The sequence below is a fragment of the Shewanella piezotolerans WP3 genome (assembly GCF_000014885.1).
Classification (GTDB): domain Bacteria; phylum Pseudomonadota; class Gammaproteobacteria; order Enterobacterales; family Shewanellaceae; genus Shewanella; species Shewanella piezotolerans.
Genome location: NC_011566.1, coordinates 1,899,779 through 1,923,990, shown reverse-complemented (window position 1 = coordinate 1,923,990; position 24,212 = coordinate 1,899,779). Strand labels below are relative to the sequence as shown.

Below are 24,212 nucleotides of genomic sequence, written 5' to 3'. Positions count from 1 at the left end.
AAATTAACAACAGATTCAACCAAATTAGGCCTCCTCTAAAGAACACAATAACGGATGTTCGTTTTGTCTTGCAAACTGATTTACCTGAGCGACCTTAGTTTCTGCAATACCAAAAGGGTAAATGCCGCAAATCCCCTTCCCCTTATGATGAATCGCAAGCATAATTTCAGTGGCCTGTGCTTCATCTTTTCTAAAAAATAGCTGTAAAATCTCAATAACGAAGTCCATCGGAGTGTAATCATCGTTATTTAATATAACTTTATACATAGAAGGCTGTTTTAACTCTGACTCAACACTCTCTTCTACATGTTCAATATTTTCTGTTCTGCTCATGCTTCAATACTAGCCTCTAGTCTTGGCTTGTTCCAATTGATTATCCAACTCTATCTATTTAATAACATAAATCCTACTAAATAGTGTGTACCACTTTGTTCGTAAAATGTTGCTCGGATGTTAAAATATGCTTGACAACACGCTTTTCTGCTTTCATTCTGTTCAGTAAGCGAAGGACTTTCCTCGCTGATAAGTTTTACTATCTTACTGGGAAGTGAACAACAGAAGGAAGTGGAAGTATGGCAAGCGGAACTGTTAAATGGTTCAACAACGCCAAAGGATTCGGGTTTATTTGCCCTGATGCTGGCGGTGAAGACGTTTTTGCGCACTATTCTACCATCGAAATGGAAGGCTATCGAACTCTAAAAGCGGGTCAACCCGTCAGTTTCGAAGTAGAAGCAGGTCCAAAAGGTATGCACGCGTCAGCAATATCACCCACTAACTAGTTTAGTATGTGATAAGAAATAAAAAAAGCAGAGTAGTTATCTACTCTGCTTTTTTATTGGCTTTTTAACAGGCCTGTAAGACACAGGCCGTTAATAACTAGCCGTTAATTAATGCGTTAAGCGTTGCACTTGGACGCATTGCATCAGATGCCTTTGCCGCGTCTAGACGATAGTAACCGCCTAAGTCTACTGCTGGTCCTTGAACACCATTTAACTCGGCAACAATTGTTTCTTCGTTACTCGTCAGTGCTTCTGCAAAAGCTGTGAATTGTGCTTGTAACTCACTATCTTGCGTTTGCGCTGCAACAGCCTGAGCCCAATACATAGCAAGGTAGAAGTGGCTTCCACGATTATCAAGTTCACCCACACGGCGTGAAGGAGACTTATTTGTATCGAGGAACTGACCGATTGCCAAATCTAGCGTGTCAGCTAATACCTGTGCTCTGGCATTGTTGGTTGTTTGGCTAAGGTGCTCTAAAGAGGCACCGAGCGCGAGGAACTCACCCAATGAATCCCAACGTAAATGCCCCTCTTTCTCAACCTGCTGCACGTGCTTAGGCGCACTACCACCTGCACCTGTTTCAAACAATCCACCACCATTCATTAGTGGCACAATTGATAGCATTTTAGCACTTGTGCCAAGCTCAAGAATTGGGAATAGGTCGGTTAGGTAGTCACGTAAAACGTTACCCGTGACAGAAATCGTATCTTGGCCTGCTTTAACGCGCGCTAGGGTAAAGCGTGTAGCCTCAACTGGCGACATGATATGAAGCTCAAGACCATTGGTATCGTGATCTTTCAGGTAGAGCTCAACCTTTTTGATGATTTCAGCATCGTGAGCACGGGCGGCATCTAACCAAAATACAGCTGGAGTCGCTGATAAACGTGAACGGTTAACGGCAAGTTTAACCCAGTCACGAATTGGCGCGTCTTTAACCTGACACATTCTAAAGATGTCGCCAGCTTCAACATTGTGCGACATAAGCACAACGCCATTTTGATCAACGACGTTAACGGTGCCTGCATCAGAAATTTCAAAAGTCTTGTCGTGGCTACCGTACTCTTCCGCTTTTTGGGCCATGAGCCCTACGTTAGGTACACTACCCATAGTGCTTGGATTAAATGCACCATTGTTGATACAGAAATCAATTGTTTCTTGGTACACACCCGCATAACAACGATCAGGGATCATTGCTTTCATGTCTTTTAGTTGGCCATCAGGCCCCCACATCTGCCCCGATGTACGGATTGCAGCGGGCATTGAGGCATCAATAATCACATCACTTGGTACGTGCAAGTTGGTGATCCCTTTGTCTGAATCAACCATCGCCAGCTCAGCGCTGCTTGCATAAACCGCTGCGATATCAGCTTCAATAGCCGCTTTCTGCTCAGCCGGTAATGATGCGATTTTAGCGTAAACATCACCCACACCGTTATTGACATCAACACCCAACTCTTCAAATAGTTGACCGTGCTTAGCAAAAACGTCTTTGTAGTAAACTTTAACGGCATGGCCGAATAAAATTGGATCAGAGACTTTCATCATTGTGGCTTTCAAGTGTAGCGACAACAGCACATCCTGCTCTTTAGCGTTTAATGTTTCGCGCTCATAAAAGCTAACCAAAGCGGCTTTGCTCATCACTGCAGAATCAATAACCTCTCCAGCTTGCAAAGCAATTGCATTTCGTAGCACTTGCTCTGAACCATCGGTCTTGCTCAATACAATTGAAACACTACCTGCATCAGCGAGCGTGACAGACTTTTCACTACCGTAAAAATCGCCTTCATTCATGTGAGCAACATGAGATTTAGAGTCAGTTGACCATTTGCCCATTGAATGTGGGTTTTTCTGAGCAAACTTTTTCACTGAACCAGGTGCGCGACGATCAGAGTTACCTTCACGTAATACAGGGTTTACCGCGCTGCCTTTAATTTTGTCGTAACGTGCTTGAATGTCTTTTTCAACATCGTTTGCAGGCTCATCAGGGTAGTTAGGAATGTCATACCCTTTATTTTGCAGTTCTAAAATACATGCTTTTAATTGTGGGATTGACGCACTGATGTTTGGCAGCTTAATAATGTTAGCTTCTGGCGTCTTCGCCAGTTCGCCTAGTTCCGCTAATGCATCACTGATTTTTTGTTCTGCTGTTAAATTTTCAGGGAAAATTGAGATGATTCGACCTGACAATGAAATGTCACGAGTCTCAACGTCAACACCTGCACTTTGGGTAAACTTCTGGATAATGGGTAACAAAGAAAGAGTTGCCAGTGCTGGAGCTTCGTCAGTTTCGGTATAGATGATCGTTGATGATTTATCGTTCATTTTTCGTCCTACATTATTTTAAATTTAAGATTTTTTATAATAATTATGTCTATTTTTATGATGAAAAGGTAAAAAATTCAGTCACTTTCGATTATTTATCGTCACTAACACTGTGCGATAACTTTTTATTTTGTTTACCACTGCGAGGTTAATAAAGATCCCATTAACACTCAAATTTAGTTGCGGATCACACTTTTATGGCCGACATCATAAAACATTCCGCGCAAGATTCAAATTCCACTAATGGCCAATGAGCAGTACAATAGACAAATTAGCCCCTTTTTTAGAAGTTAATTTGCGTGACTCAGCCATTTTCGAAAAAAAAACCAGCTAGAAAGCCTGCTAAATCCAATGGTTTCTTTGCAAAACCAAGGAAAAAGCCACAGCGTCCATCTAGAGTGGCGAGTAAACCTAAAGAGGTTAAAGACCCTATCATTGTATTGTTTAACAAACCCTTTGATGTTCTTTGTCAATTTACTGATGAACAGGGCCGTAAAACTCTCAAAGATTTTATTCCAATTCAAGAGGTTTATGCAGCGGGTAGATTAGACCGAGACAGTGAAGGTTTATTGCTACTGACTAATGACGGAAAGTTACAGGCACAAATTACTGAACCAAAAAAGAAAACCTTTAAAACCTATTGGGTGCAAGTCGAAGGCGCCCCCAGCGAAACAGATCTCGAGAAGCTGCGTACAGGCGTCGAATTGAAAGATGGTTTAACCTTACCCGCCAAGGTTAATATCATGAGCAATCCTGCTGTGTGGCCACGTAACCCACCTATTCGCGAGCGAGCAAACATTCCAACGACTTGGCTCACTATAGAGATTTGTGAAGGCAGAAACCGTCAAGTAAGAAGGATGACCGCCAATATCGGGTTTCCAACGCTAAGATTAATCCGCTATAAAATAGGCCAATGGAGTCTAGACGATCTCCCTAACGGTCAGTATCGAAAGCTAGATATGGGTGGTAAGAATGGCTGAACGCTATAAACCCAACACCACTGTCGCCTGTGTGATTGAGGCTAATGGTAAATACTTGCTGGTCGAGGAGTTGATTGAAGGCAAAATTAAATATAATCAGCCTGCAGGTCATCTTGAAGCCAATGAGTCTATTGTGGATGCATGTATTCGAGAAGTAAAAGAGGAAACAGGCCTGGAAATAAAACCGCAAGCACTGGTGTCAATCTATCAATTTACAGCAACTGATGAACTGGCCTTTGTGCGCTATACCTTTTGCGCTTCACTGGATAATTGCCTTAATTCTAAGCCAATAGATCCCGCAATTAACAGCACAAAGTGGCTGACATTTTCTGAGATAACAAGCCTCAAACCTCAGCTGCGAAGCCCACTGGTGCTCAAATCTATTGAGGATTATCGAAACGACAAGCGCTATCCGCTCGAAATACTCAATGATCGATGGCTTTAATTCGTTTGCTAAAAGCACGCTAAGTTGATCAACTTCTGATACTGATTGGTATCAGTCCCCTAATGCATGATAGAATACGCCCCCGCAGAAAGAGGTGAGTTTTAGGCTCCCTTGTAATTCGGTTTTTAACCCATATATTTAACTGATATATGGCTGCAACGCTCGTCAAACACAAAGGTTTTATTAGGATTTATGACATCAATCGACCCCACCCATCTAGGTAAAAAAGTCATCGTCGGCATGTCCGGTGGTGTTGACTCATCTGTATCTGCTTACTTGCTAATGAAGCAGGGCTATCAAGTAGAAGGCCTGTTCATGAAGAACTGGGAAGAGGATGACACGGATGAATATTGTGCGGCGGCAGATGATCTAAAAGATGCACAAGCTGTGTGCGATAAGCTTGGTATTAAGCTGCATACGGTAAACTTTGCCTCAGAGTACTGGGACAATGTGTTCGAGTATTTCCTTGCAGAATACAAAGCGGGCCGAACGCCAAATCCCGATATTATGTGCAACAAAGAGATTAAATTTAAAGCTTTTCTCGAGTTTGCTGATGAGATTTTAGATGCTGACTATATTGCGATGGGACACTACGTGCGCCGCCGCGACATTGATGGCACCAGCCAAATGCTGCGTGGTGTTGATGGTAATAAAGATCAAAGCTACTTTTTATACACACTTAGCCACGAGCAAGTTGCACGCTCACTGTTCCCCGTTGGCGAGCTAGAAAAAAGCGAAGTACGCGATATTGCTAAAGAGATGGGACTCATCACTCACGATAAAAAAGACAGCACTGGCATCTGCTTTATTGGCGAACGCAAGTTTACTGATTTCCTATCAACCTTCTTACCCGCTCAGCCGGGTAACATCGAAACCAGCGAAGGTGAAGTGATTGGTCAACATCAAGGTTTGATGTATCACACCTTAGGCCAGCGCAAAGGCTTAGGTATTGGTGGTTTAAAGAACAGTAGCGAAGATCCTTGGTATGTGGTTGAAAAGGATCTGGTTCGTAATGTGTTAGTCGTGGGTCAAGGTGGTAACCACCCTCGCCTCATGTCAAATGGTTTACTGGCTAATCAACTGCATTGGGTCGATAGAAAAGGTCCCGCTGAAGGCGCCAAAATCACCCTTAAGACACGTTACCGTCAACACGATGTGCCATGTACAGTAACCTATGACAGTGACGATCAAATACGAGTGATATTTGATGAAGCGGTTGCCGCGGTAACGCCCGGACAATCAGCTGTTTTTTACGACGGCGAAATTTGTCTTGGTGGCGGGATCATCGACGTACTAATAAGAGACTAATTCATGAGCGATCAGTTGTTTGAACGCACAATGGCTTTTGCTGGCATTTTGCAAGCTGTAGCCCAAGTGCAGTATATCGCAAGACATGGCGATTCAGATAAAGATGCCCTCGCGGCAAGCTTAAATTCAGTATTGGTGACTAACCCAGACTCAACATCAGAGGTTTACGCTGATAAAGAAGCGCTGAAAAAAGGCTATCAAATGATCGTTGCCCAATTGGGTGACGGTAAGCAAAAAGATGTTGAAGTGACTCGCTACTTAGTGGGCATTTTAGCGTTGGAGCGTAAACTCGCTCGCTCGGCTAATGCCATGGGGATGTTGTCAGAGCGGATCAACCAGATCCACCGCCAACTTAGCCACTTTGAAATTACTGACGAACAAGTTATTGCCAACTTTGCCGGTATATACAGCGACATCGTCAGTGAACTTGGCCCCAAATTACAAATTTCGGGTAACCCAGAGTTTTTGAAACGCACTCAAACCCAACAAAAAATTCGCGCTCTGTTACTGTCTGCCATGCGCAGTGCAGTGTTATGGCGCCAATTAGGAGGCAAGCGTAGGCACCTTGTCTTCGCTAGAAAAACAATAGTCGACACAGCTATGAAAAGCCTCACCCTATAATATAAGACAAGTTCATCAAGGAGCTTCTAATGGAACTTTCCGCACTAACTGCTATCTCTCCGGTAGACGGTCGTTATGGTAGTAAAACCGCCTCATTAAGAGGGATTTTCAGCGAGTACGGCCTGACCAAATACCGTGTTCAAGTCGAAATTAACTGGCTAAAGCTGCTATCTAGCTGCCCAGAAATTGAAGAAGTTCCACCTTTTAGTGAAGCAGCACTTGCTTTGCTTGACCAAATTAAAGATAACTTTAGCGAAGCTGATGCCCAGCGCGTTAAAGATATTGAAGCAACAACCAACCACGACGTTAAAGCGGTTGAATATTTCATTAAAGAGCGCATTGCAGATAACGCAGAGCTAGTCGCTATTGATGAATTTGTTCACTTTGCTTGTACTTCTGAAGACATCAACAACCTTTCTCACGCGTTAATGCTGACTGAAGCACGTGATCAAGTCGTTGTGCCATATTGCCAAAAAATTGTTGATGCTATTAAGGCTTTGGCCAAAGAGTACAAAACCGTACCATTGATGTCTCGCACACATGGTCAACCAGCCTCTCCATCGACTTTAGGTAAAGAGATGGCGAACGTTGCAGTTCGTTTAGAGCGTCAATTAACTCAAGTTTCAAACGTTAAAATCATGGGTAAAATTAACGGCGCTGTAGGTAACTACAATGCTCACCTGAGTGCTTACCCAGAAGTTGACTGGCATGCCCTTTCACAACGCTTTGTAACTAGTCTTGGTATCAACTGGAACCCTTACACAACTCAGATTGAACCGCACGATTACATCGCGGAGCTATTCGACGCGTTAGCACGTTTCAACACCATCCTTATCGATTTCGATCGTGATATTTGGGGTTATATTGCACTGGGTCACTTTAAGCAGCGCACTATTGCTGGTGAAATTGGTTCTTCAACCATGCCACATAAAGTTAACCCAATCGACTTTGAAAACTCTGAAGGTAACTTAGGTATTGCTAACGCGCTGATGCAGCACTTAGCCGCTAAGCTTCCTGTATCTCGCTGGCAGCGTGACTTAACTGACTCTACCGTTCTACGTAACTTAGGTGTTGGTATGGCTCACTCTCTTATCGCTTACCAAGCGACATTAAAAGGGATCAGTAAGCTACAAGTGAACGAAGAGCAACTTCGCAAAGAGCTAGATGGTAATTGGGAAGTACTGGCTGAACCAGTTCAAACCGTTATGCGTCGTTATGGCATTGAAAAGCCATATGAGAAACTTAAAGAGCTCACACGCGGTAAGCGTATCGACGGTGAGCAACTAGCAGTCTTTATTGACGGTCTAGAACTACCAGAAGATGTGAAAGTTGAACTTAAGAAGATGACACCAGCTAACTATATTGGCCGTGCAGAAACTTTTGTTGACGAGCTTTAATCATTAGTTGTTAAACTACTAATGTTATAAATAAGGCGGTAAGCTTAGGCTTATCGCCTTTATTTTTATCCTTTTTATGAGTGCTGCCAAACATGTACAGTCTTAACTTAGACACCAATGCTTTTCTTACCGACTATTGGCAGAAAAAGCCGTTACTTATCAAAAATGCATTCCCTAACTTTGAAGAGATCATCAGTCCAGATGAACTCGCGGGTTTAGCGTGTGAAGAGGAAGTCTCTTCTCGAGTGGTCGTCACCGAAGACAATGACTGGCAGATCTGCCAAGGACCTTTTAAAGATTACGATAAATTTGGCGACAGTCACTGGCAATTATTAGTACAGGCACTCAACCATTGGCACCCTGATTCGGCACATTTTATTGACGCATTCCGCTTTATCCCCGACTGGCGTTTTGATGATTTAATGGCTTCTTTTGCTACCCCGCATGGCGGCGTCGGTGCGCATATTGATAACTATGATGTGTTTATTATTCAAGGTGAAGGTCAGCGACATTGGACTGTCGGTGAAAAAGGCCAATATGCTGCTAAAAACAATGATCCAACCACACCATTAATAGAAGGGTTTGAACCTATTATCGACGTGGTCCTGGAAAAGGGAGACATGTTATACATTCCACCTGGCTACCCTCATCAGGGGCAAACCTTAACCACAGCGATGAGCTACTCCATTGGTTTTCGCGCCCCGAGTCAGCAAGAGTTATTCAGTGAAATAGCCGATGGCTTGATCGATAGCAATACTGGTCTTAAACGCTTCACATCTACTGATGAGCCCGCACAACCAAGTGAACTTAGCCTAAGTCACCAACAAGGGATGTTAAAGTTAGTCAGTGAACTGGCATCAGATCCAGCAAGCTTTCAGCTAATACTCGGTAACATGCTAAGTCAGAACCGCTTTGAACTCGATATCTGTGAGCCCGATGAACCTTATACTCTAGAAGATATGGAGGATTATATTAGCCAAGGCGCCCTACTGTATCGTATTGGAGGCTTGAAACTACTAATGTTAGAGCAAGACTCCGTTTCACGGGTATTTATCAATGGTGAAGCATTTGAGTTTCCATTGGCGATCAAAGCCGATATAGCGCAGTTAGCAGCCTGTTTTAATTTTGATAATCAACAAGCGACATTGTTACTCGAAAATCCACAAACCCAAGCGTTCATACTTACATTACTTAACCGCGGTTACTTTTATCTCGGTGAATAATGCGAAAAAATTAATAAACAGCGCTCTATTTCGATAGCGCTGTTGATGTCTGCCGGCTTTTAACTCGCGAGTTAATCAGTCATTGCAGGTGCTTCAAACGTGTTATAAATCCACCATTCTGGTAAATAATCGCTTTTATGTTTTAGTGTCCAGCCATGGCGGTCATAAGCTAAACTGGCGGCGGCCATTAGCTGCGGTGGATAAAAGCCCAGTGGGTCCATATCCATCTTATTACTCAATTTTCTCACATAAGCACGATGCATATTACTGCCACGTAACATGGCCGCTTCAAAGCCGGCTTCATCTTCTTTTGCTAGGCAGTAAAACGGTGCCAGCGCCACTCTAAACCTTAAATGAAACTCGCGGGCATGCACCTCGGTAAACTCTTGCTGCAAGGCGTCATGATCTGCAGTAGGATCAAGCATACCTTGCAAGTAGCGAACATAAAATGCGGTATACTCCCTTGGCTCAGAGGTATATTCGGCGGCCATTTGCGGGGTAAACTGCATCAACAGCTCAACGCTACTATAAGCGCGCCTGGCTATCGCTTGGCAAAGATAGTGACTCCAATCAAGCCAACTAATCCATTTATTCAATTGCCAATAGGGCAAGCTCAGCTGCTGGCTTTGGTGGCTCACCACGATGGGCTCCCCACTGCGATTAAGCATGCCATGCATTAAGGTCTCAGCGGTATGGACAGCAAGATCCAAATAGCCCATCGCCCGTTCGAAGTAGCAGTTATCACCGGTCAGTTGCTGTAATCGTATTGCAAGAGAACACATACCATATGCATTTATTTGCCTAAAAAACAACTGCTGATAGGTCGGCTCACAAATATCACGCGCAAATCTTTCATCATTGAGATTGAGCTGATCGGCTTGTCGCTGCAGGTAGTCAGCTCCTGCATCGATCTTCTTGTAATGTACTTTGACATGCTCCATGGTGGCTCCTCCTTATTGTCCAGTTACTGTGGTTGATGAAACAGCGTCCGTTTTATCAAGCCGTTTATTCCATTATTCAGTTATTTCCAGGGCTTTAAAAGTGTTGTAAATCCGTCACTTTGGTAAATCATCGCTTTGATCAATATTGCGAACCCGGCTAAGGATATATCTCATGATATGCGAACAGCTAACGAGCCAATACTCGTGCAATTGGATCAAAAAAGGCACCTCAACGGTGCCTTTAGTATTGTAATCTGTTTGCTACTACGCAGCAGGCCCCCAAATTTTATCATCAGCCTGCATTTTGTATAAGCCTTCTGCACGCGAGATAAGCAGCTCTGCAAACTGAGCTTGTGCAGGATCTTTAGTCAAACCTGAACGCTGAATATTTTCCGCTTTCATTTGCCACATCATAGAAAAATGACGGATAGCATCACGAGCGGTTGCAGCGACATTAACATCAACGTAATCAGCAGGTAAATCGCCTGACATTACCCAAAATGTTTGCTTAGATGGCTTTTTAGAATCCATTTTCCAAATCGCGACAAATGGCGCTAAGTAGCGACTTTCATCCGCATAAACCTTATTTGGCATAATGCCTTTTTCAGCAAGAAACTTGTTCGCTTTTTGAAATTGCGTTCTGATCCACTCTTGTCTTAATGCTTCTTGGTCTTGAGCTTGATCGACTTCTTGTTCAGCCATCTCTTCCATCCTTTCTTATTGTTCTTTTGAGTCCATAACTATGCAACTCTCTAATAATTTTACACGCCTAACTCGCTTAAATAACGCTTAAAACTTTACGTTAACGTAAAGTGGAAAGCAGAATTGCCACATGGATCACAAATAATCCGAATCTTTACTTTGTTGAGAGTATCGCTAAATGCTATCGTTCTGCAATAAATATAACAAACAGATCGCACTGTAATCTAGCAGTAGCGGCATTTTCGATGCTTATAGCGGAGATCAACAAGTGGCAGTATTCAATCACATCTCTTTTGACGACCATGAACAAGTTGTTTTTTGTCAGGACAAAGAAAGCGGCCTTAAAGCCATTATTGCAATTCATAACACAAACTTAGGCCCAGCTGTAGGCGGCTGTCGTATGTGGAATTATGAATCAGACGATGAAGCAATAACCGACGTTCTTCGTCTTTCTCGTGGCATGACCTACAAAAACGCACTAGCAGGACTGACTATGGGTGGCGGTAAGTCCGTTATCATTGCCGATCCAAAAATTACAGACCGCGAAGCACTCTTTAGAGCGTTCGGCCGCTGTATTGATACCTTAGGTGGCAAGTACTATTCAGCTGAAGATGTTGGCGTATCGACTGCCGATATTATGATCGCCCATGAAGAAACCCCTTATATGGCCGGTTTAGAAGGCAAGAGCGGCGATCCATCACCATATACTGCACTTGGTACCTTCTTGGGCATTAAGGCTGCGGTAAAGCATCAGCGCGGCCTAGACAGCCTTAAAGGGCTTAAGATCTCTGTACAAGGTGTTGGCCATGTCGGTTACTACTTATGTCGCCATCTGCATGAAGAAGGTGCTGAGTTAATTGTTACCGATATTCACCAAGACTCGTTAGATAGAGTCGCCTCTGAATTTGGTGCAATTGTTGTTGCCCCACAAGACATTTATCATCAAGATGTCGACGTTTATGCGCCATGTGCACTGGGTGCAACGATCAATGACATCACGATCCCAATGCTTAAAGCGACAATTGTTGCTGGTTGTGCCAATAACCAGCTTGCAGAGGTTCGCCATGGTGAGTTGTTGAAAGAGCAAAACATTCTTTACGCTCCAGATTATGTGATCAATGCTGGCGGCATTATTAATGTCTCTTTTGAAAAAGATTACGATCCTGCAGCAGCTACAGCCAAAGTTGAAGAGATCTACAACACACTACTCACTATCTTTAAGCAGTCAGATGAGCAAAACCGTACGACAGGTGATGTTGCTGATGAAATGGCACGCGAGATCATTAATGCTGCTAAATAATGTTTAAGTTAAAAATGCCAAGCCGTTGCTTGGCATTTTTTTTGACTTTTTATCTACATACTTCCAACTACATAAGCCCTTTTCATACAACATTCATTTTTCCATACTGGCAAACGTCATATTCCTCTGCTTGAATTAAAGGCCCTAGGGAAATTGTGGGTCCGCAAATGGTTTGTTTTAAGTATGATCTCAACCAAGAAAATATAGAGTTACAAGCAAGTAATTGGTGCGGCTTGGAGCAAGCCTATGTCAATGGTAAGCGAGTCTCTAGAAAACTCAACTTCGGTCATAATAGCGAACATCAAGTCGTGCTTAAAGATGGCAAACCTGCAAGGCTGCACCTCTTTCTTGATCCTGCCACCGAGCAGCTCATTTGCAGGATCTATAAACAAAATAATTTGGTCGCCAGTTTAAAGCAGGGGAAAAGAGAGTTATATCGAAGTCGATTAATGAGTCAACAGAGCATTCTAGCCTTAGGGTTATTAGCAGTTTTCCTACTGATGGTGAGCTAGTAAAAACTGCCAATCGAAGGTATCAAGTCACAATCAGCAAAGCTTAATCTCATTAGATGTAACGCAAATCAACTGACTTGCTTGATAATTGCCGCTGCCTGCAGTCACTGTTGTAATCGATAGTTTTTGCTTATTGTCACCATTCTCAATTAAAACAGCCTTCACAATTGTTCCGTCACGAGCAAAATTAACTGCGGCAACAAAATCGCCTACGTTAAGGTCTTTATATAGTTTAACGCTAATACTACCAATAGAGCGAGGTTCTAACCGTCCCTCTTCCACGACTAAAGTTGCCCCATTCGCCAACGCTATTGATTGAATAAACCCAGCGCTTTGACTGACTTGTTCAACAGGTTTTACTGCAGGCTTTGTTTTTGACTTATTAATATTGACAGAGCAAGCTGTGACAGTGAAAGCTATAATGAATACGACAAAAATACGCTGCATAGTAATTCCTTTTTAAAAAAGTCTCCAACAAGCAAAACTCAAACTTTCGGCGGGTTCTCATCGGAGAAGCGGTTAATCTTATTGATTAAGGTTAAGAACTCGACTTGCTCTTCAACAGTTAGATTTTCCAGAAACATCTCATTGACTCGCTCTGCCTCACGAATAAGATCTTGCTCTAACGCTTTACCATTATTGGTGAGATAAATATTGAATGCGCGGCGGTTATCGAGATCTTGCTGACGGGTAATGAGTTGCTGTTGTTGCAATTGATCCAGCAGTCTGGTCATGGTGTAGTTAGCGACATCACAACGCTTTGACAGCTCAGTTTGAGTCACCCCCTCTTCCTGCCAAAGCGAAAACAGCACAGGCCAAAGTTTAATGTCCAGATCATAGCGTTTAAGCCTCTGATCTAACGCATTTTGTAGGTCAACATTTAGATGGGAGACCAAGTAACTTAAACTTTCAAATCGATTCAATCAGCACCTCCTAAGCAGCTTAGCGGTTCATTTAATCTTATCACTTACGCTAAAAGAAACTAGCCTTAGCAATAGCTAATTGTTGACAATTAATCAAATTGTTTATAAATCAAACTTTTAAAATGATTAATTCGAGTTCACCCACGATGGTTCGATTAAGCTATAAATTCATTGATGAATCGATAAAAACAGGCTCTATTCAACTTTGCGATAACTCCTTTTTCTAATTGCAGCACTATTTTGTCATCCGTTACGGTAAAAGCCTTTAAATTTGGGAGTTTATGCTCTGTGCCAATACTTGATGTAATCTCAAAAGTGCCCGCTTGCTTCACATCATAATCAACAATAACGAGTGCTTCATTCACCACGTTAACTTTTAGTTTTTCCACAGGCGTAATTAAATAATATTGACCTTCAACCCGGTGCAATATACTCGCAAAGAGCTTGCTGAACTTAAGCGGCAATTTGCCACCGCGATAATACCAGTCGCCGTTGTCTGTGATCTCAAAAATCGCACTAGCATCACATAAGGGCGCACCATGGTTCAACGTATTGAGTGCTGCTATCGCGGCTGTTTTTTTTGAGGTCATACATCGCTTCCTTTCAGTACTATCACTCGTTAGGCACAGCTAAAAAACAAAAACTAGCCATTGGCTAGTTTTTGTCGGCTTTACAGTAATTTTAGCAAGGCCTCTATCGGATGCTTAGGCTTAAAACCACTGAAGCGCTTCACCTGACTTCTGCACGAGTAGCCAGAAATAAGCACTTGTGATTGCGGTAACTTAGCCAGAGTTTGCTCCCAAGACATAGCATAAAGCGTTTTAGAGCGTTCGAGATTTTCCGCCTCGTGACCATAGGTACCCGCCATACCACAACACCCCAGACTAACCGTATTCAGTTTAGCGCCAAAGTGTTCAAAAATCCCTTTCCACTCATTAGCTGTATTTGGCTTGGCGGTTGATTCAGTGCAATGGCTAAACCAAGTAAACTCATTATCCACGCTTACGCTATCGGTTACGTCTGCTAGAGGCCGCTGCTTAATCACATCAAGCAACCACTCATTGGCGAGTTGCACGTGGAAATCGCCTCTAGCACCACCAAGCACTTCGGCGTATTCGTCACGGTAGCAAAGCACCAATGCTGGATCGATACCCACCATTGGCATATCTAACTTAGCAACTTCATTTAAGAAATCAGCAGTCGATTTTGCCGTTCGGGCAAATTTATCTAAAAAACCTTTGATATGGATTGGTTTACCATTTGGTTTGAATGGCAGTAATATAGGTTTAAGGCCCAGTTTCTCAATAAGCTTTATAAAATGCAGTACGGTGCCCGCTTCATAAAAGCTATTGAATGGATCTTGTACAACTAGCACGTAATCATGACGCTCAGAAGCAGGTATTTGCTTTATTGCCGCTAAATCATAGCCTCGACTAGAATGGCCCTCTAAACGTTGCTTTAAAGTCGGTACCGACAGTGCTGGCGAATCGACATAACCGAGCGACTTTTTTATCACCCACTTACTCAAGCTATTTTGCGATACGGCATTAACCAACTTTGGCGCTGACGCCATTAATGGCAGTGACTCTTCGATGCCTGCAACCAAATAATCTTTAGCAGGACGCAAATAACGCTGATAATAAATATCAAAGAATTGCGCTCTAAACTTAGGCACATCGACTTTAACTGGGCACTGGCTTGAACACGCTTTACACGCTAAGCAGCCCTTAAGCGACTCCATAACTTCATGGGAATAGTCGTATTCTTTATCTATTTTTAAGCTATTTTGTGCCCTTTGCAACCAACCTAAAGGCTTAGCACGAGCCAGTTCATTGACATCAATGCCTTCAGCTTCTAATAAACGTAGCCACTCACGCATCAGCCCAGCTCGCCCTTTTGGGGATTGAACTCTATCACCGGTCACTTTAAAGGATGGGCACATCGGTGAATAATGGCTATAGTTAAAACACAGACCGTTACCATTACAATTCATCACATCAGGAAATGCGTTACGAGTCTGAATAGGGATCTGTCTATCGAAGCTTCCACGCTTTACGCTATCAACGTTATAGAGCATTGGCCCGCTTTTCTTAGGTGCTACCAGCTTACCGGGATTAAGCTTATTTTGTGGATCAAACAGCCCTTTAACCTCTTCAAGCAAGCCATATAAATGCTCACCAAAGACGGCTGGGCCATATTCACCACGAACCCCTTTGCCATGCTCTCCCCACATTAAGCCGCCATACTTAAGAGTGAGATCTGCCACTTGATCAGAGATTGTCTTAAGCAGTTTTTCATCTTCTGCATCACACATATCAAGCGCTGGACGCACATGTAATACCCCTGCATCCACATGGCCAAACATGCCATATTGCAGCTCATGGCTATCTAGCAGTGCTCTAAACTCAATAATAAAATCAGCGAGCTTTTCTGGTGGCACAGCGGTGTCTTCAGCAAATGCTAGAGGCTTGCGTGCACCTTTCGCAGCACCTAAAAGGCCAACGGCCTTTTTACGCATCGCGTATATGGTGTTAATGCTATTTCTATCAGAGGTGACTTGATACCCTAAAAGCCCCGCCTCTTCTTGCTCAAGCTGTTTAGTTAACATGGTTTCGAGCAGAGCGAGCTTGGCTTCAACATCAGCTTGTTCACCCGCGAACTCAACCATATTAAGCCCGTCAATCTCTTTACCTGGTACGTCGGTGATGAGTGACGACACAGAATGCCAAATAATGTCCTCTTTGGCGAGGTTAAGTACCTTTGAATCAACGGTTTCAACAACGGTAGCATTGGCTTTAACTAAATCAGGCGCGTGCCGCAGCGCTGACTCAAACGAGTCATATTTAATGTTCACCATCATACGGCACGTTGGTAGCGGCGTAATGTTCAGCTTAGCTTCGGTGATCACCGCTAGCGTACCTTCAGAACCCGTTAGGATACGTGATAAGTCAAACTGCTCTAATTGCTCATCCCAAACATTTTTAAGATCGTAGCCAGTCAAAAAGCGGTTTAATTTGGGAAAGCGTTGCTCAATCTGTTCGCGATTGCCTCGACACATTTTGGCTATCGTTGTGAACAGCTGTTGCCCTAATACGTTGTCAGTAATTGCAGAAATATTTTCAAGTTCAGCCAGTGTGACAGGCTTAGTTTCAAGCTCACTACCATCAAAAAGTATGCTGGTTAAACCCAGTACATGATCTGAGGTTTTACCGTAAACTAATGATCCCGCACCAGAAGCGTCAGTGTTAATCATTCCACCTAACGTGGCACGATTTGAAGTTGATAAGTCAGGGCTAAAGAAAAAACCATGGGGCCGTAAAGCATCATTCAGCGCATCTTTGACTACGCCAGCCTGTACTTTGACCCAACCTTCTGCCGCATTCACCTCTATAACTTGATTCATATAGCGTGACATATCGACAATAATGCCATGGGTTAACGACTGACCATTGGTACCGGTACCGCCGCCTCTTGCACTAAAGACGACTTTGCTAAATTCTGCTTGATTGGCAAGCGTTAACGCGACTTGAACATCATCAGAGGTCTTAGGATAGATCACTGCTTGCGGTAAGAACTGATAGACCGAGTTATCGGTAGCTTGAGCTAATCGCGCGCTATAACGGGTGTCTATATCGCCACTAAACTGACCCTCCTCTAGCGTTGATAGAAAGGAAAGGTAAACAGGTTCAAGCGTTTGTTGATGAGATAACTTCGGTAACATGGCGGCTTCTGTCAATTATTATTCTTAAATTTATGCCGAACATTATAAACAAAAAAAAGCCGCTAAAAAGCGGCTTTTTTAATGTTTTTAACGAAATGTTAAATCACGCAGACCTAACATCCCATTTTTAGTGGCTGACTTTAGCCGTGTGCTTCGGCAAGGTATAACCAAGTATCAATCACAGTATCAGGGTTTAGTGACACTGTATCGATGCCTTGTTCAACCAACCAAGCAGCAAAGTCATTGTGATCTGAAGGACCTTGCCCACAAATACCGACGTATGCGCCTTTAGCTTTAGCCGCTTTAATAGCCATGGCAAGTAGCGCTTTAACCGCATCATTTCGCTCATCAAATAGATGACTGATGATACCTGAATCACGGTCTAGACCGAGTGTTAGCTGGGTTAAGTCATTTGAACCGATAGAGAAACCATCGAAATGCTCAAGGAACTGGTCAGCAAGCAATGCGTTTGATGGAAGCTCACACATCATGATAACGCGTAGGCCATCTTTACCACGCTCAAGGCCTTCCTCTTTTAGCAGCTGGATAACTTGCTCAGCTTCGCTCACAGTGCGCACGAATGGGATCATGATCTCAACGTTCTTAAGACCCATATCATTACGTACACGCTTGATTGCTTCACACTCAAGTGCAAAACAGTCGCGGAACGACTCAGAGATATAACGGCTAGCACCACGGAAGCCCAACATTGGGTTCTCTTCTTCTGGCTCATATCTATCACCACCAACAAGGTTTGCATATTCGTTTGACTTAAAGTCAGACATACGCACAATGACCTTTTTAGGGTGGAATGCAGAACCGATAGTGGCGATACCTTCAACCAAGCGAGCAACATAATACTCAACCGGAGAGTCATAACCAGCGATCATCTCGTGGATCTCTTCCTGAAGCTCAGCCGTTTGCTGGTTAAACTCAAGCAGCGCTTTAGGATGAATACCAATCATACGGTTAATGATGAACTCAAGACGTGCAAGTCCAACACCTTCGTTAGGCAGACGAGCGAAATCAAATGCTCTGTCAGGGTTACCGACATTCATCATAATCTTCATAGGAAGATCAGGCATTGAATCAACGCGTGATGAAATCACTTCAAAATCTTGTAAGCCGTCGTAAATAAAGCCAGTGTCACCTTCGGCACAAGAAACAGTCACTTCCTGACCATTTTGAATGCGTTCAGTTACATCGCCACAACCAACAACTGCAGGAACACCTAATTCACGAGCAATAATTGCTGCGTGACAAGTACGTCCACCACGGTTAGTCACAATAGCACTTGCGCGCTTCATGATTGGTTCCCAATCAGGGTCAGTCATGTCTGTTACCAGTACATCACCTGGTTGGATCTGGTCCATATCGTCAATTGACTTAAGAACTTTAGCCACACCTTTACCAATCTTGTGTCCGATTGCACGGCCTTCACAAACCACATCACCTTGAGTCTTTAGGTGGTAACGCTCAATAAGCTGTACATCTTCACGAGATCGAACAGTTTCAGGGCGAGCTTGAACAATATACAACTTACCGTCGTTACCGTCTTTTGCCCACTCGATGTCCATTGGACGACCGTAGTGCTTTTCGATAGTCATCGCTTGCTTAGCAAGCTCTTGTACTTCTTCGTCATTGATTGAGAATTCACGACGCTTATCAGCGGCGATATCTTCAATCTTAACTTGCTTACCGTGGGATTCATCATCTGAATACACCATCTGAATAAGCTTGCTACCAATATTGCGACGAACAACCGCTTTATGGCCAGCAACTAAACTTGGCTTATGAACATAAAATTCATCAGGGTTAACTGCACCTTGAACAACCATTTCACCTAGACCGAATGAAGAGGTAATAAATACCACATCATTGTTGCCAGACTCAGTGTCCATAGTGAACATGACACCTGAAGATGCCTTATCAGAGCGCACCATACGCTGGACACCAGCAGAAAGTGCAACACCTTTATGGTCATATCCTTGGTGAACTCGGTATGAAATAGCTCGGTCATTAAACAAAGAAGCAAATACATGCTTAGTTGCTACAAGTACCGCTTCATAACCTTTAACGTTTAGGAATGTTTCTTGTTGTCCCGCAAAAGATGCATCCGGCATATCTTCTGCAGTAGCTGAAGAGCGAACCGCAAAAGATGCGTCACTGGTTTCAGCGGCAAGTTTGTCGTAAGACTCACGAACGACTTGCTCAAATTCTGGATGGAACGGGGTATCGATAACCCACTGTCTAATCTGTGCACCTGCTGTAGCGAGTGCGTTCACGTCATCTACATCTAGAGTTTCTAGAATCTCGTATATCTTCTGGTTAAGTCCGCTTTGTTCAAGAAATTCATTGAACGCAAAAGACGTTGTCGCAAATCCACCAGGCACTTGAACACCTGCATTTGAAAGATTGCTAATCATCTCACCAAGAGAAGCGTTTTTACCGCCTACCTTGTTGACGTCACCCATGCCTAATTCTTGATACCAGAGTACGTATTGCTGCACAGTTCTAATCTCCGCAAGTATATTTTAGTGTGGCTCTTCACACGAGAGCAGCGGCATTTTACACTCCCCAACAACAAGCGTAAATGTATAATTTTATTTGTAATTTTATTACTACAAGAGGTCAGAATGTTGCGTAAAGTATTTTATATCTCAGATGGGACGGCGATCACAGCAGAAGTGTTTGGCCATGCAGTACTCAGTCAATTTCCCCTTGAATTTGATGCACTTACCATTCCTTTCGTTGAAACAGAAAAAAAAGCTGAAGCCGTTAAGGCACAAATTAATGATTGTTTTATTACAACAGGTGAGCGACCACTGGTTTTCCATTCTATCGTCAAAGCTGAGATTAGAGACATCATCTATAGCAGCGAAGGACTCGATTACGACTTTTTGAACACATTCGTTGCGCCTTTAGAAAAGCAATTAGGCATGCCTGCAACGCCAGCTTTACACCGAACTCATGGTAAAACCAATGACAGTTATGAAGCGCGTATAGAAGCGATTAACTACGCGATGGAAAATGATGACGGCCAAACCATGAAACACATGGATAAAGCAGATCTTATCCTACTGGGTGTATCACGCTGCGGTAAAACCCCCTCTAGCCTATACCTATCAATGCAATTTGGTATAAAGGCAGCGAACTATCCTTTCACTGAAGATGACATGGATAATTTAAAACTTCCTGATGCATTAAAACGCAACAAAGATAAGTTATTTGGACTCACCATTGATCCTGTCCGTTTACATGAAATCCGCCAAAGCCGTATGTCTAATAGCCGGTACTCCTCAATGCGCCAATGCAGAATGGAGGTGAAAGAGGTTGAAATGATGTATAAGAGAGAACGTATCCCGTTTGTAAACACCACCAACCATTCGGTAGAAGAGATTGCGACCAAGATTTTAGAAGCAACCAGTCTAGAGCGTCACATGTTCTAATCCTCATGAGCAAATGAAGGCTTTTTTAAAGCCTTCATTTTATCAAAACAGTAAGACATTCAGCCTTGTGCTGTTTTTTATTCATTAAAAATAACAATCCGCAGTGTCTTTTATGATTGAATAGCACCTCACCGCTGCTTAATTTTCTGCTTCTTATACGTACTATCCAGTCCTTAGCAACACAACCACGACCTAAAGCGGATCATGCATTTCACCGCTACTTATGCATAACATAAATCAAATAGTTGCTAATAAGAGGCAAATTAGCGCTAAATTTCCGTTATTTGCCACTGTGCATAGCGCTATGATTCGTTATAATCCGAAGTAATCAGGCAAAAAGCCCATACGAACGCTCGGTATTGTGAATGACCATTAAAACAGACGAACTACGCACCTCACTTTTATGTAAGGTAATTTCACCTGCACAACTCGCTTCTGAATACCCTTTAACTCAAGATGCTGCTGACTATCTAGTTGAGCAACGACGTGAAGTAGAGGCTATTATCAATGGCGATGATCAACGACTACTTGTCATCATCGGCCCATGCTCAATACATGATACAGAAGCTGCACTCGATTACGCTCAACGCTTAGCAAAGCTGCATCAGCAATATAAAGACGACCTTTGTATTTTAATGCGCGTTTATTTTGAAAAACCACGTACTACTGTCGGCTGGAAAGGACTTATTTCAGATCCCGATTTAGATGGTAGCTTTAGTCCTAATAAAGGTTTGCGTAAAGCGCGTCACCTTCTACAGCAGATCACTGAACTAAAACTACCTATCGCAACAGAATTCCTCGATATGGTTAATGGTCAGTACATTGCAGACTTGATCACTTGGGGGGCGATTGGCGCACGTACAACTGAAAGCCAAATACACCGTGAGATGGCATCAGCACTTTCATGCCCTGTTGGATTTAAAAATGGTACTGACGGTAATATCGATATTGCTGTTGATGCCGTGCGTGCAGCGCAGGCTCCACATATCTTCTATTCGCCAGATAAAGACGGTGCAATGGCCGTTTATCGTACGCATGGTAACCCTTATGGCCACATTATCTTACGCGGTGGTAAGCAGCCAAACTACCATAGCGAAGATATCGAAAAGGCAGCCACTCAACTAAACAGTGTTGGCGTCACTCAACGTATGGTTGTCGATTTTAGCCACGGTAATAGCCAGAAGAAGCATAAGCAGCAGTTCAATGTTGCCGAATCAATTATGCAGCAGATGGGCCAAGGTTCTACTGCCATTGCAGGGATCATGGCAGAAAGCTTTATCGAAGAAGGCAATCAGAAAGTCGTTGCTGGTGAAGAACTTGTATACGGAAAGAGTATTACCGATGCTTGTATTCATTGGGAAGATTCAGAAATACTGCTACGCGATCTAGCAAAAGCTTCACGCGCTAGAATCGAATTACTGAATAAAAAATAGGTTTAATTAAGCCGGATAATAAACGTAGTCAACATCAATGTTGACTACGTTTTTTTGTGCCTGATTAACACCAGTTGTATTATGTTCAATAAAGTTTGTCCCTGCTAGTCAGCTCAAACTCTTTCTTAACCAACAACGACTATGTCCTGGCATATAGTCTTTTAACTCACCAAAAATGCTGTAACCTCGACGCTTATAAAACTCGACGGCTTGGTAACTAAAGCTGGTTAAATGTGAATGCTCACAACCATTCTTTCGAGCTTCTTGCTCTATTAGACCAATTAGCTTAGTGCCGTAGCCTTGGCCACGTAACTTTTCTGACACCCAGAAGGAGTCAATCCACAGCCAACCAAAATTGTCATAATTACCTATCACACCGCCGAACAGTTCTCCGTTAGGGTTGCGCAAAACGAATGCTAATTCATATCGACCTGTTGCAGGCACTTTGGTTTGACTGAAAGCTTCAATGCCATCCCAAATAGTTGCCTGCTCCAACTCTGATAACTTGTCTTTACGTGCTATCTGATACATTCGGTTTTCCTTTTACTATCTATAGCGATACTATTTCTGCTAAATACTATCAACTATGACGATTGCATTTCGATAGCAATTTTTTAAATTAACCTATTGAAATTTAGTGCAATTGTAAAGCTATAAAAAATCATGTTCAGCACCTAACTCAACACTTTACTCCCGCATTTGTTCTAGTCGGATTGAATATGATTAGCCATAAGTATTAATTGTCTGTTGTGACTACTCACAAACGACTATAATCGCGCCTCTCTTGTGCATAACCTTAGGTTGCCGTATGCCTTTAACTCAAACACCGACTCAATTTAGTGAAGCAATGTCACTGAGAATTGAGCAGTCAGAAGCTCGCGTTATTAAAGCTGTGTTTCCATCAATTACTAACCACCACAATACACTGTTTGGTGGAGAAGCCTTAGCTTGGATGGATGAGACAGCATTCATTGCAGCTACACGCTTTTGCCGCAAAACACTTGTTATCGTCAGTTCAGATAGAATTGATTTTAACAAAGCAATCCCAGCAGGTTCTTTAGCGGAGATTATTGCCAGAGTGATTCATGTAGGTAATACCTCAATCAAAGTTGAAGTTAATATTTTTGTAGAGGATATGTACCAAGATCTTCGTGAACATGCGATACGCGGTGTCTTTACCTTTGTTGCAGTAGACGATGATAGAAAGCCAACAACAGTTTGGACCCAAGGGTAAACGCATAAATTATAGAGGTTTAGTAAAAACCTCTATAATTTGTTTCGAACTTTTGATTAACCTATTAATAAAAGGTATAAAGCTTTAGACCAAAGTCTAACTCCACGCAAAAATTTACCAAATAATAACGTTTGTCGGATAAAGCCATAGAATAGCTTGTCATTTATCTGTTACATTGAAAGTATCTTCACGAGCAACCAAAATAACCCTATAAAGCCATGAAGCCTGAAAACTTAAATATAATAATAGCGGATGACCATCCTCTATTTAGAAACGCCTTAAGACAAGCATTAGCCACAGCGTTTACCAATACTCAGTGGTTCGAAGCTGATAGCGCTGATGCACTGCAAAACCTCTTAGACAATAGCGACATTGAATACGATGTTGTTTTGCTGGATCTACAAATGCCTGGCTCTCACGGCTATTCGACATTGATCCATCTTAGAACCCACTACCAAGAGCTCCCCGTCGTTGTTATCTCTGCTCATGAAGATAATACAACGATTAGCCGTGCCATTCATTATGGTAGCTCAGGGTTTATCCCTAAATCATCATCTATGGAAACCCTTGCTACGGCACTAGAGGCAGTTTTATTTGGTGATGTATGGTTACCTGAAGGCGTTGAACTGCAAGAAGTCAGTGATGATGGTACTGACCAGATGGCCAGTAAACTTTCAGACCTTACTCCGCAGCAATATAAAGTGCTGCAGATGTTTGCTGAAGGCTTGCTAAACAAACAAATTGCATATGATTTAGGCGTTTCAGAAGCGACAATTAAAGCGCATGCCACTGCTATATTTAGAAAACTGGGCGTTCGAAATCGCACCCAAGCAGTCATTGCACTGCAGCAGTTAGAGATGGAAAAAGTCGATATTTAATCGCCTGCCCCCCCATAAAGAAGCCGCATTTAAATGCGGCTTT

Annotated in this window: 23 protein-coding genes; 13 read left to right on the top strand and 10 right to left on the bottom strand. The window is 42.9% G+C overall.

Annotated elements, in window-relative coordinates:
* Positions 1 to 24 precede the first annotated feature (24 nt).
* A complete protein-coding gene (clpS, locus tag SWP_RS08295; protein WP_020912009.1) occupies positions 25 to 333 on the bottom strand; it encodes an ATP-dependent Clp protease adapter ClpS in 309 nt (102 codons plus the stop codon).
* A gap of 239 nt (positions 334 to 572) precedes the next feature.
* On the opposite strand from clpS, the gene cspD reads away from it, so the two are divergent.
* Positions 573 to 779, top strand: a complete 207-nt coding sequence (gene cspD / locus SWP_RS08290; protein WP_012155761.1) for a cold shock domain-containing protein CspD — start codon at positions 573 to 575, stop codon at positions 777 to 779.
* Between the two features lie 97 nt (positions 780 to 876).
* On the opposite strand, the gene SWP_RS08285 is transcribed toward cspD, so the two are convergent.
* Positions 877 to 3,102 carry an NADP-dependent isocitrate dehydrogenase gene (locus SWP_RS08285; RefSeq protein ID WP_020912008.1) on the bottom strand — a complete coding sequence of 742 codons (2,226 nt, stop codon included), beginning with the start codon at positions 3,100 to 3,102 and terminating at the stop codon, positions 877 to 879.
* Positions 3,103 to 3,401: 299 nt separating this feature from the next.
* Between SWP_RS08285 and SWP_RS08280 the strand changes: the two genes are divergently transcribed.
* The 6 genes from SWP_RS08280 (at position 3,402) to SWP_RS08255 (ending at position 9,076) form a co-directional block, all read left to right on the top strand.
* Positions 3,402 to 4,082 (top strand): rRNA large subunit pseudouridine synthase E, encoded by a 681-nt coding sequence (locus tag SWP_RS08280; RefSeq protein ID WP_020912006.1) that lies wholly within the window; start codon positions 3,402 to 3,404, stop codon positions 4,080 to 4,082.
* Positions 4,075 to 4,527, top strand: a complete 453-nt coding sequence (locus SWP_RS08275; RefSeq protein ID WP_020912004.1) for an NUDIX hydrolase — start codon at positions 4,075 to 4,077, stop codon at positions 4,525 to 4,527. The genes SWP_RS08280 and SWP_RS08275 overlap by 8 nt, the downstream gene beginning before the upstream one ends.
* Before the next feature lie 192 nt (positions 4,528 to 4,719).
* Complete coding sequence (gene mnmA, locus SWP_RS08270; protein WP_020912003.1) at positions 4,720 to 5,835, top strand: tRNA 2-thiouridine(34) synthase MnmA; 1,116 nt, start codon at positions 4,720 to 4,722, stop codon at positions 5,833 to 5,835.
* A 3-nt stretch (positions 5,836 to 5,838) separates the two neighbouring features.
* A complete protein-coding gene (gene hflD / locus SWP_RS08265; RefSeq protein ID WP_020912002.1) occupies positions 5,839 to 6,456 on the top strand; it encodes a high frequency lysogenization protein HflD in 618 nt (205 codons plus the stop codon).
* A 29-nt stretch (positions 6,457 to 6,485) separates the two neighbouring features.
* On the top strand, positions 6,486 to 7,853 hold the full coding sequence (gene purB / locus SWP_RS08260; protein WP_020912001.1) for an adenylosuccinate lyase: 1,368 nt from the start codon (positions 6,486 to 6,488) through the stop codon (positions 7,851 to 7,853).
* A gap of 92 nt (positions 7,854 to 7,945) precedes the next feature.
* Positions 7,946 to 9,076 carry a ribosomal protein uL16 3-hydroxylase gene (locus SWP_RS08255; protein WP_020912000.1) on the top strand — a complete coding sequence of 377 codons (1,131 nt, stop codon included), beginning with the start codon at positions 7,946 to 7,948 and terminating at the stop codon, positions 9,074 to 9,076.
* 71 nt (positions 9,077 to 9,147) lie between these two features.
* Here the strand turns inward: SWP_RS08255 and SWP_RS08250 are convergent, their stop codons facing one another.
* Both SWP_RS08250 and SWP_RS08245 read right to left on the bottom strand, forming a co-directional pair.
* Positions 9,148 to 10,017 carry an immunity 49 family protein gene (locus tag SWP_RS08250; protein WP_020911999.1) on the bottom strand — a complete coding sequence of 290 codons (870 nt, stop codon included), beginning with the start codon at positions 10,015 to 10,017 and terminating at the stop codon, positions 9,148 to 9,150.
* A 264-nt stretch (positions 10,018 to 10,281) separates the two neighbouring features.
* Positions 10,282 to 10,719 (bottom strand): DUF4826 family protein, encoded by a 438-nt coding sequence (locus SWP_RS08245; protein ID WP_020911998.1) that lies wholly within the window; start codon positions 10,717 to 10,719, stop codon positions 10,282 to 10,284.
* Positions 10,720 to 10,987: 268 nt separating this feature from the next.
* On the opposite strand from SWP_RS08245, the gene SWP_RS08240 reads away from it, so the two are divergent.
* A complete protein-coding gene (locus tag SWP_RS08240) occupies positions 10,988 to 12,019 on the top strand; it encodes a Leu/Phe/Val dehydrogenase (RefSeq protein WP_020911997.1) in 1,032 nt (343 codons plus the stop codon).
* A 167-nt stretch (positions 12,020 to 12,186) separates the two neighbouring features.
* Positions 12,187 to 12,531, top strand: coding sequence for a hypothetical protein (locus SWP_RS08235; protein ID WP_044556344.1), 345 nt, complete (start codon positions 12,187 to 12,189; stop codon positions 12,529 to 12,531).
* Between the two features lie 33 nt (positions 12,532 to 12,564).
* Here SWP_RS08235 and SWP_RS08230 read toward each other — a convergent pair whose 3' ends face one another.
* From SWP_RS08230 to ppsA, 5 genes are all read right to left on the bottom strand, one after another.
* On the bottom strand, positions 12,565 to 12,978 hold the full coding sequence (locus tag SWP_RS08230; protein ID WP_020911995.1) for a PliI family lysozyme inhibitor of I-type lysozyme: 414 nt from the start codon (positions 12,976 to 12,978) through the stop codon (positions 12,565 to 12,567).
* A gap of 38 nt (positions 12,979 to 13,016) precedes the next feature.
* Positions 13,017 to 13,454 carry a MarR family winged helix-turn-helix transcriptional regulator gene (locus SWP_RS08225; protein ID WP_020911994.1) on the bottom strand — a complete coding sequence of 146 codons (438 nt, stop codon included), beginning with the start codon at positions 13,452 to 13,454 and terminating at the stop codon, positions 13,017 to 13,019.
* Between the two features lie 155 nt (positions 13,455 to 13,609).
* Positions 13,610 to 14,044, bottom strand: coding sequence for a DUF1285 domain-containing protein (locus SWP_RS08220; protein WP_020911993.1), 435 nt, complete (start codon positions 14,042 to 14,044; stop codon positions 13,610 to 13,612).
* 80 nt (positions 14,045 to 14,124) lie between these two features.
* Positions 14,125 to 17,175, bottom strand: coding sequence for a D-2-hydroxyglutarate dehydrogenase YdiJ (gene ydiJ, locus SWP_RS08215; protein WP_020911992.1), 3,051 nt, complete (start codon positions 17,173 to 17,175; stop codon positions 14,125 to 14,127).
* Positions 17,176 to 17,315: 140 nt separating this feature from the next.
* Positions 17,316 to 19,685, bottom strand: coding sequence for a phosphoenolpyruvate synthase (gene ppsA / locus SWP_RS08210; protein ID WP_044555786.1), 2,370 nt, complete (start codon positions 19,683 to 19,685; stop codon positions 17,316 to 17,318).
* Positions 19,686 to 19,811: 126 nt separating this feature from the next.
* Between ppsA and ppsR the strand changes: the two genes are divergently transcribed.
* Both ppsR and SWP_RS08200 read left to right on the top strand, forming a co-directional pair.
* Entirely contained in the window at positions 19,812 to 20,624 is an 813-nt protein-coding gene (ppsR, locus tag SWP_RS08205; protein ID WP_020911990.1) for a posphoenolpyruvate synthetase regulatory kinase/phosphorylase PpsR, read from the top strand.
* 365 nt (positions 20,625 to 20,989) lie between these two features.
* Positions 20,990 to 22,057: a 3-deoxy-7-phosphoheptulonate synthase gene (locus tag SWP_RS08200; RefSeq protein WP_020911989.1), complete on the top strand. Its 1,068-nt coding sequence runs from the start codon at positions 20,990 to 20,992 to the stop codon at positions 22,055 to 22,057.
* A gap of 108 nt (positions 22,058 to 22,165) precedes the next feature.
* Here SWP_RS08200 and SWP_RS08195 read toward each other — a convergent pair whose 3' ends face one another.
* Positions 22,166 to 22,588 (bottom strand): GNAT family N-acetyltransferase, encoded by a 423-nt coding sequence (locus tag SWP_RS08195; RefSeq protein WP_020911988.1) that lies wholly within the window; start codon positions 22,586 to 22,588, stop codon positions 22,166 to 22,168.
* 277 nt (positions 22,589 to 22,865) lie between these two features.
* Here SWP_RS08195 and SWP_RS08190 point away from each other — a divergent pair, with 277 nt between their 5' ends.
* Together SWP_RS08190 and SWP_RS08185 are read left to right on the top strand one after the other, a co-directional pair.
* Positions 22,866 to 23,291: an acyl-CoA thioesterase gene (locus tag SWP_RS08190; protein ID WP_044555785.1), complete on the top strand. Its 426-nt coding sequence runs from the start codon at positions 22,866 to 22,868 to the stop codon at positions 23,289 to 23,291.
* A 218-nt stretch (positions 23,292 to 23,509) separates the two neighbouring features.
* Complete coding sequence (locus SWP_RS08185) at positions 23,510 to 24,169, top strand: response regulator transcription factor (RefSeq protein WP_020911986.1); 660 nt, start codon at positions 23,510 to 23,512, stop codon at positions 24,167 to 24,169.
* Positions 24,170 to 24,212 lie beyond the last annotated feature (43 nt).

Bases quoted from the DNA above. Each gene is read 5' to 3' on its own strand.
- clpS (WP_020912009.1), bottom strand. From the start codon at position 333: ATGAGCAGAACAGAAAATATTGAACATGTAGAAGAGAGTGTTGAGTCA.
- cspD (WP_012155761.1), top strand. From the start codon at position 573: ATGGCAAGCGGAACTGTTAAATGGTTCAACAACGCCAAAGGATTCGGG.
- SWP_RS08285 (WP_020912008.1), bottom strand. From the start codon at position 3,102: ATGAACGATAAATCATCAACGATCATCTATACCGAAACTGACGAAGCT.
- SWP_RS08275 (WP_020912004.1), top strand. From the start codon at position 4,075: ATGGCTGAACGCTATAAACCCAACACCACTGTCGCCTGTGTGATTGAG.
- mnmA (WP_020912003.1), top strand. From the start codon at position 4,720: ATGACATCAATCGACCCCACCCATCTAGGTAAAAAAGTCATCGTCGGC.
- hflD (WP_020912002.1), top strand. From the start codon at position 5,839: ATGAGCGATCAGTTGTTTGAACGCACAATGGCTTTTGCTGGCATTTTG.
- purB (WP_020912001.1), top strand. From the start codon at position 6,486: ATGGAACTTTCCGCACTAACTGCTATCTCTCCGGTAGACGGTCGTTAT.
- SWP_RS08255 (WP_020912000.1), top strand. From the start codon at position 7,946: ATGTACAGTCTTAACTTAGACACCAATGCTTTTCTTACCGACTATTGG.
- SWP_RS08250 (WP_020911999.1), bottom strand. From the start codon at position 10,017: ATGGAGCATGTCAAAGTACATTACAAGAAGATCGATGCAGGAGCTGAC.
- SWP_RS08245 (WP_020911998.1), bottom strand. From the start codon at position 10,719: ATGGCTGAACAAGAAGTCGATCAAGCTCAAGACCAAGAAGCATTAAGA.
- SWP_RS08235 (WP_044556344.1), top strand. From the start codon at position 12,187: ATGGTTTGTTTTAAGTATGATCTCAACCAAGAAAATATAGAGTTACAA.
- SWP_RS08230 (WP_020911995.1), bottom strand. From the start codon at position 12,978: ATGCAGCGTATTTTTGTCGTATTCATTATAGCTTTCACTGTCACAGCT.
- SWP_RS08220 (WP_020911993.1), bottom strand. From the start codon at position 14,044: ATGACCTCAAAAAAAACAGCCGCGATAGCAGCACTCAATACGTTGAAC.
- ydiJ (WP_020911992.1), bottom strand. From the start codon at position 17,175: ATGTTACCGAAGTTATCTCATCAACAAACGCTTGAACCTGTTTACCTT.
- ppsR (WP_020911990.1), top strand. From the start codon at position 19,812: ATGTTGCGTAAAGTATTTTATATCTCAGATGGGACGGCGATCACAGCA.
- SWP_RS08200 (WP_020911989.1), top strand. From the start codon at position 20,990: ATGACCATTAAAACAGACGAACTACGCACCTCACTTTTATGTAAGGTA.
- SWP_RS08195 (WP_020911988.1), bottom strand. From the start codon at position 22,588: ATGTATCAGATAGCACGTAAAGACAAGTTATCAGAGTTGGAGCAGGCA.
- SWP_RS08190 (WP_044555785.1), top strand. From the start codon at position 22,866: ATGCCTTTAACTCAAACACCGACTCAATTTAGTGAAGCAATGTCACTG.
- SWP_RS08185 (WP_020911986.1), top strand. From the start codon at position 23,510: ATGAAGCCTGAAAACTTAAATATAATAATAGCGGATGACCATCCTCTA.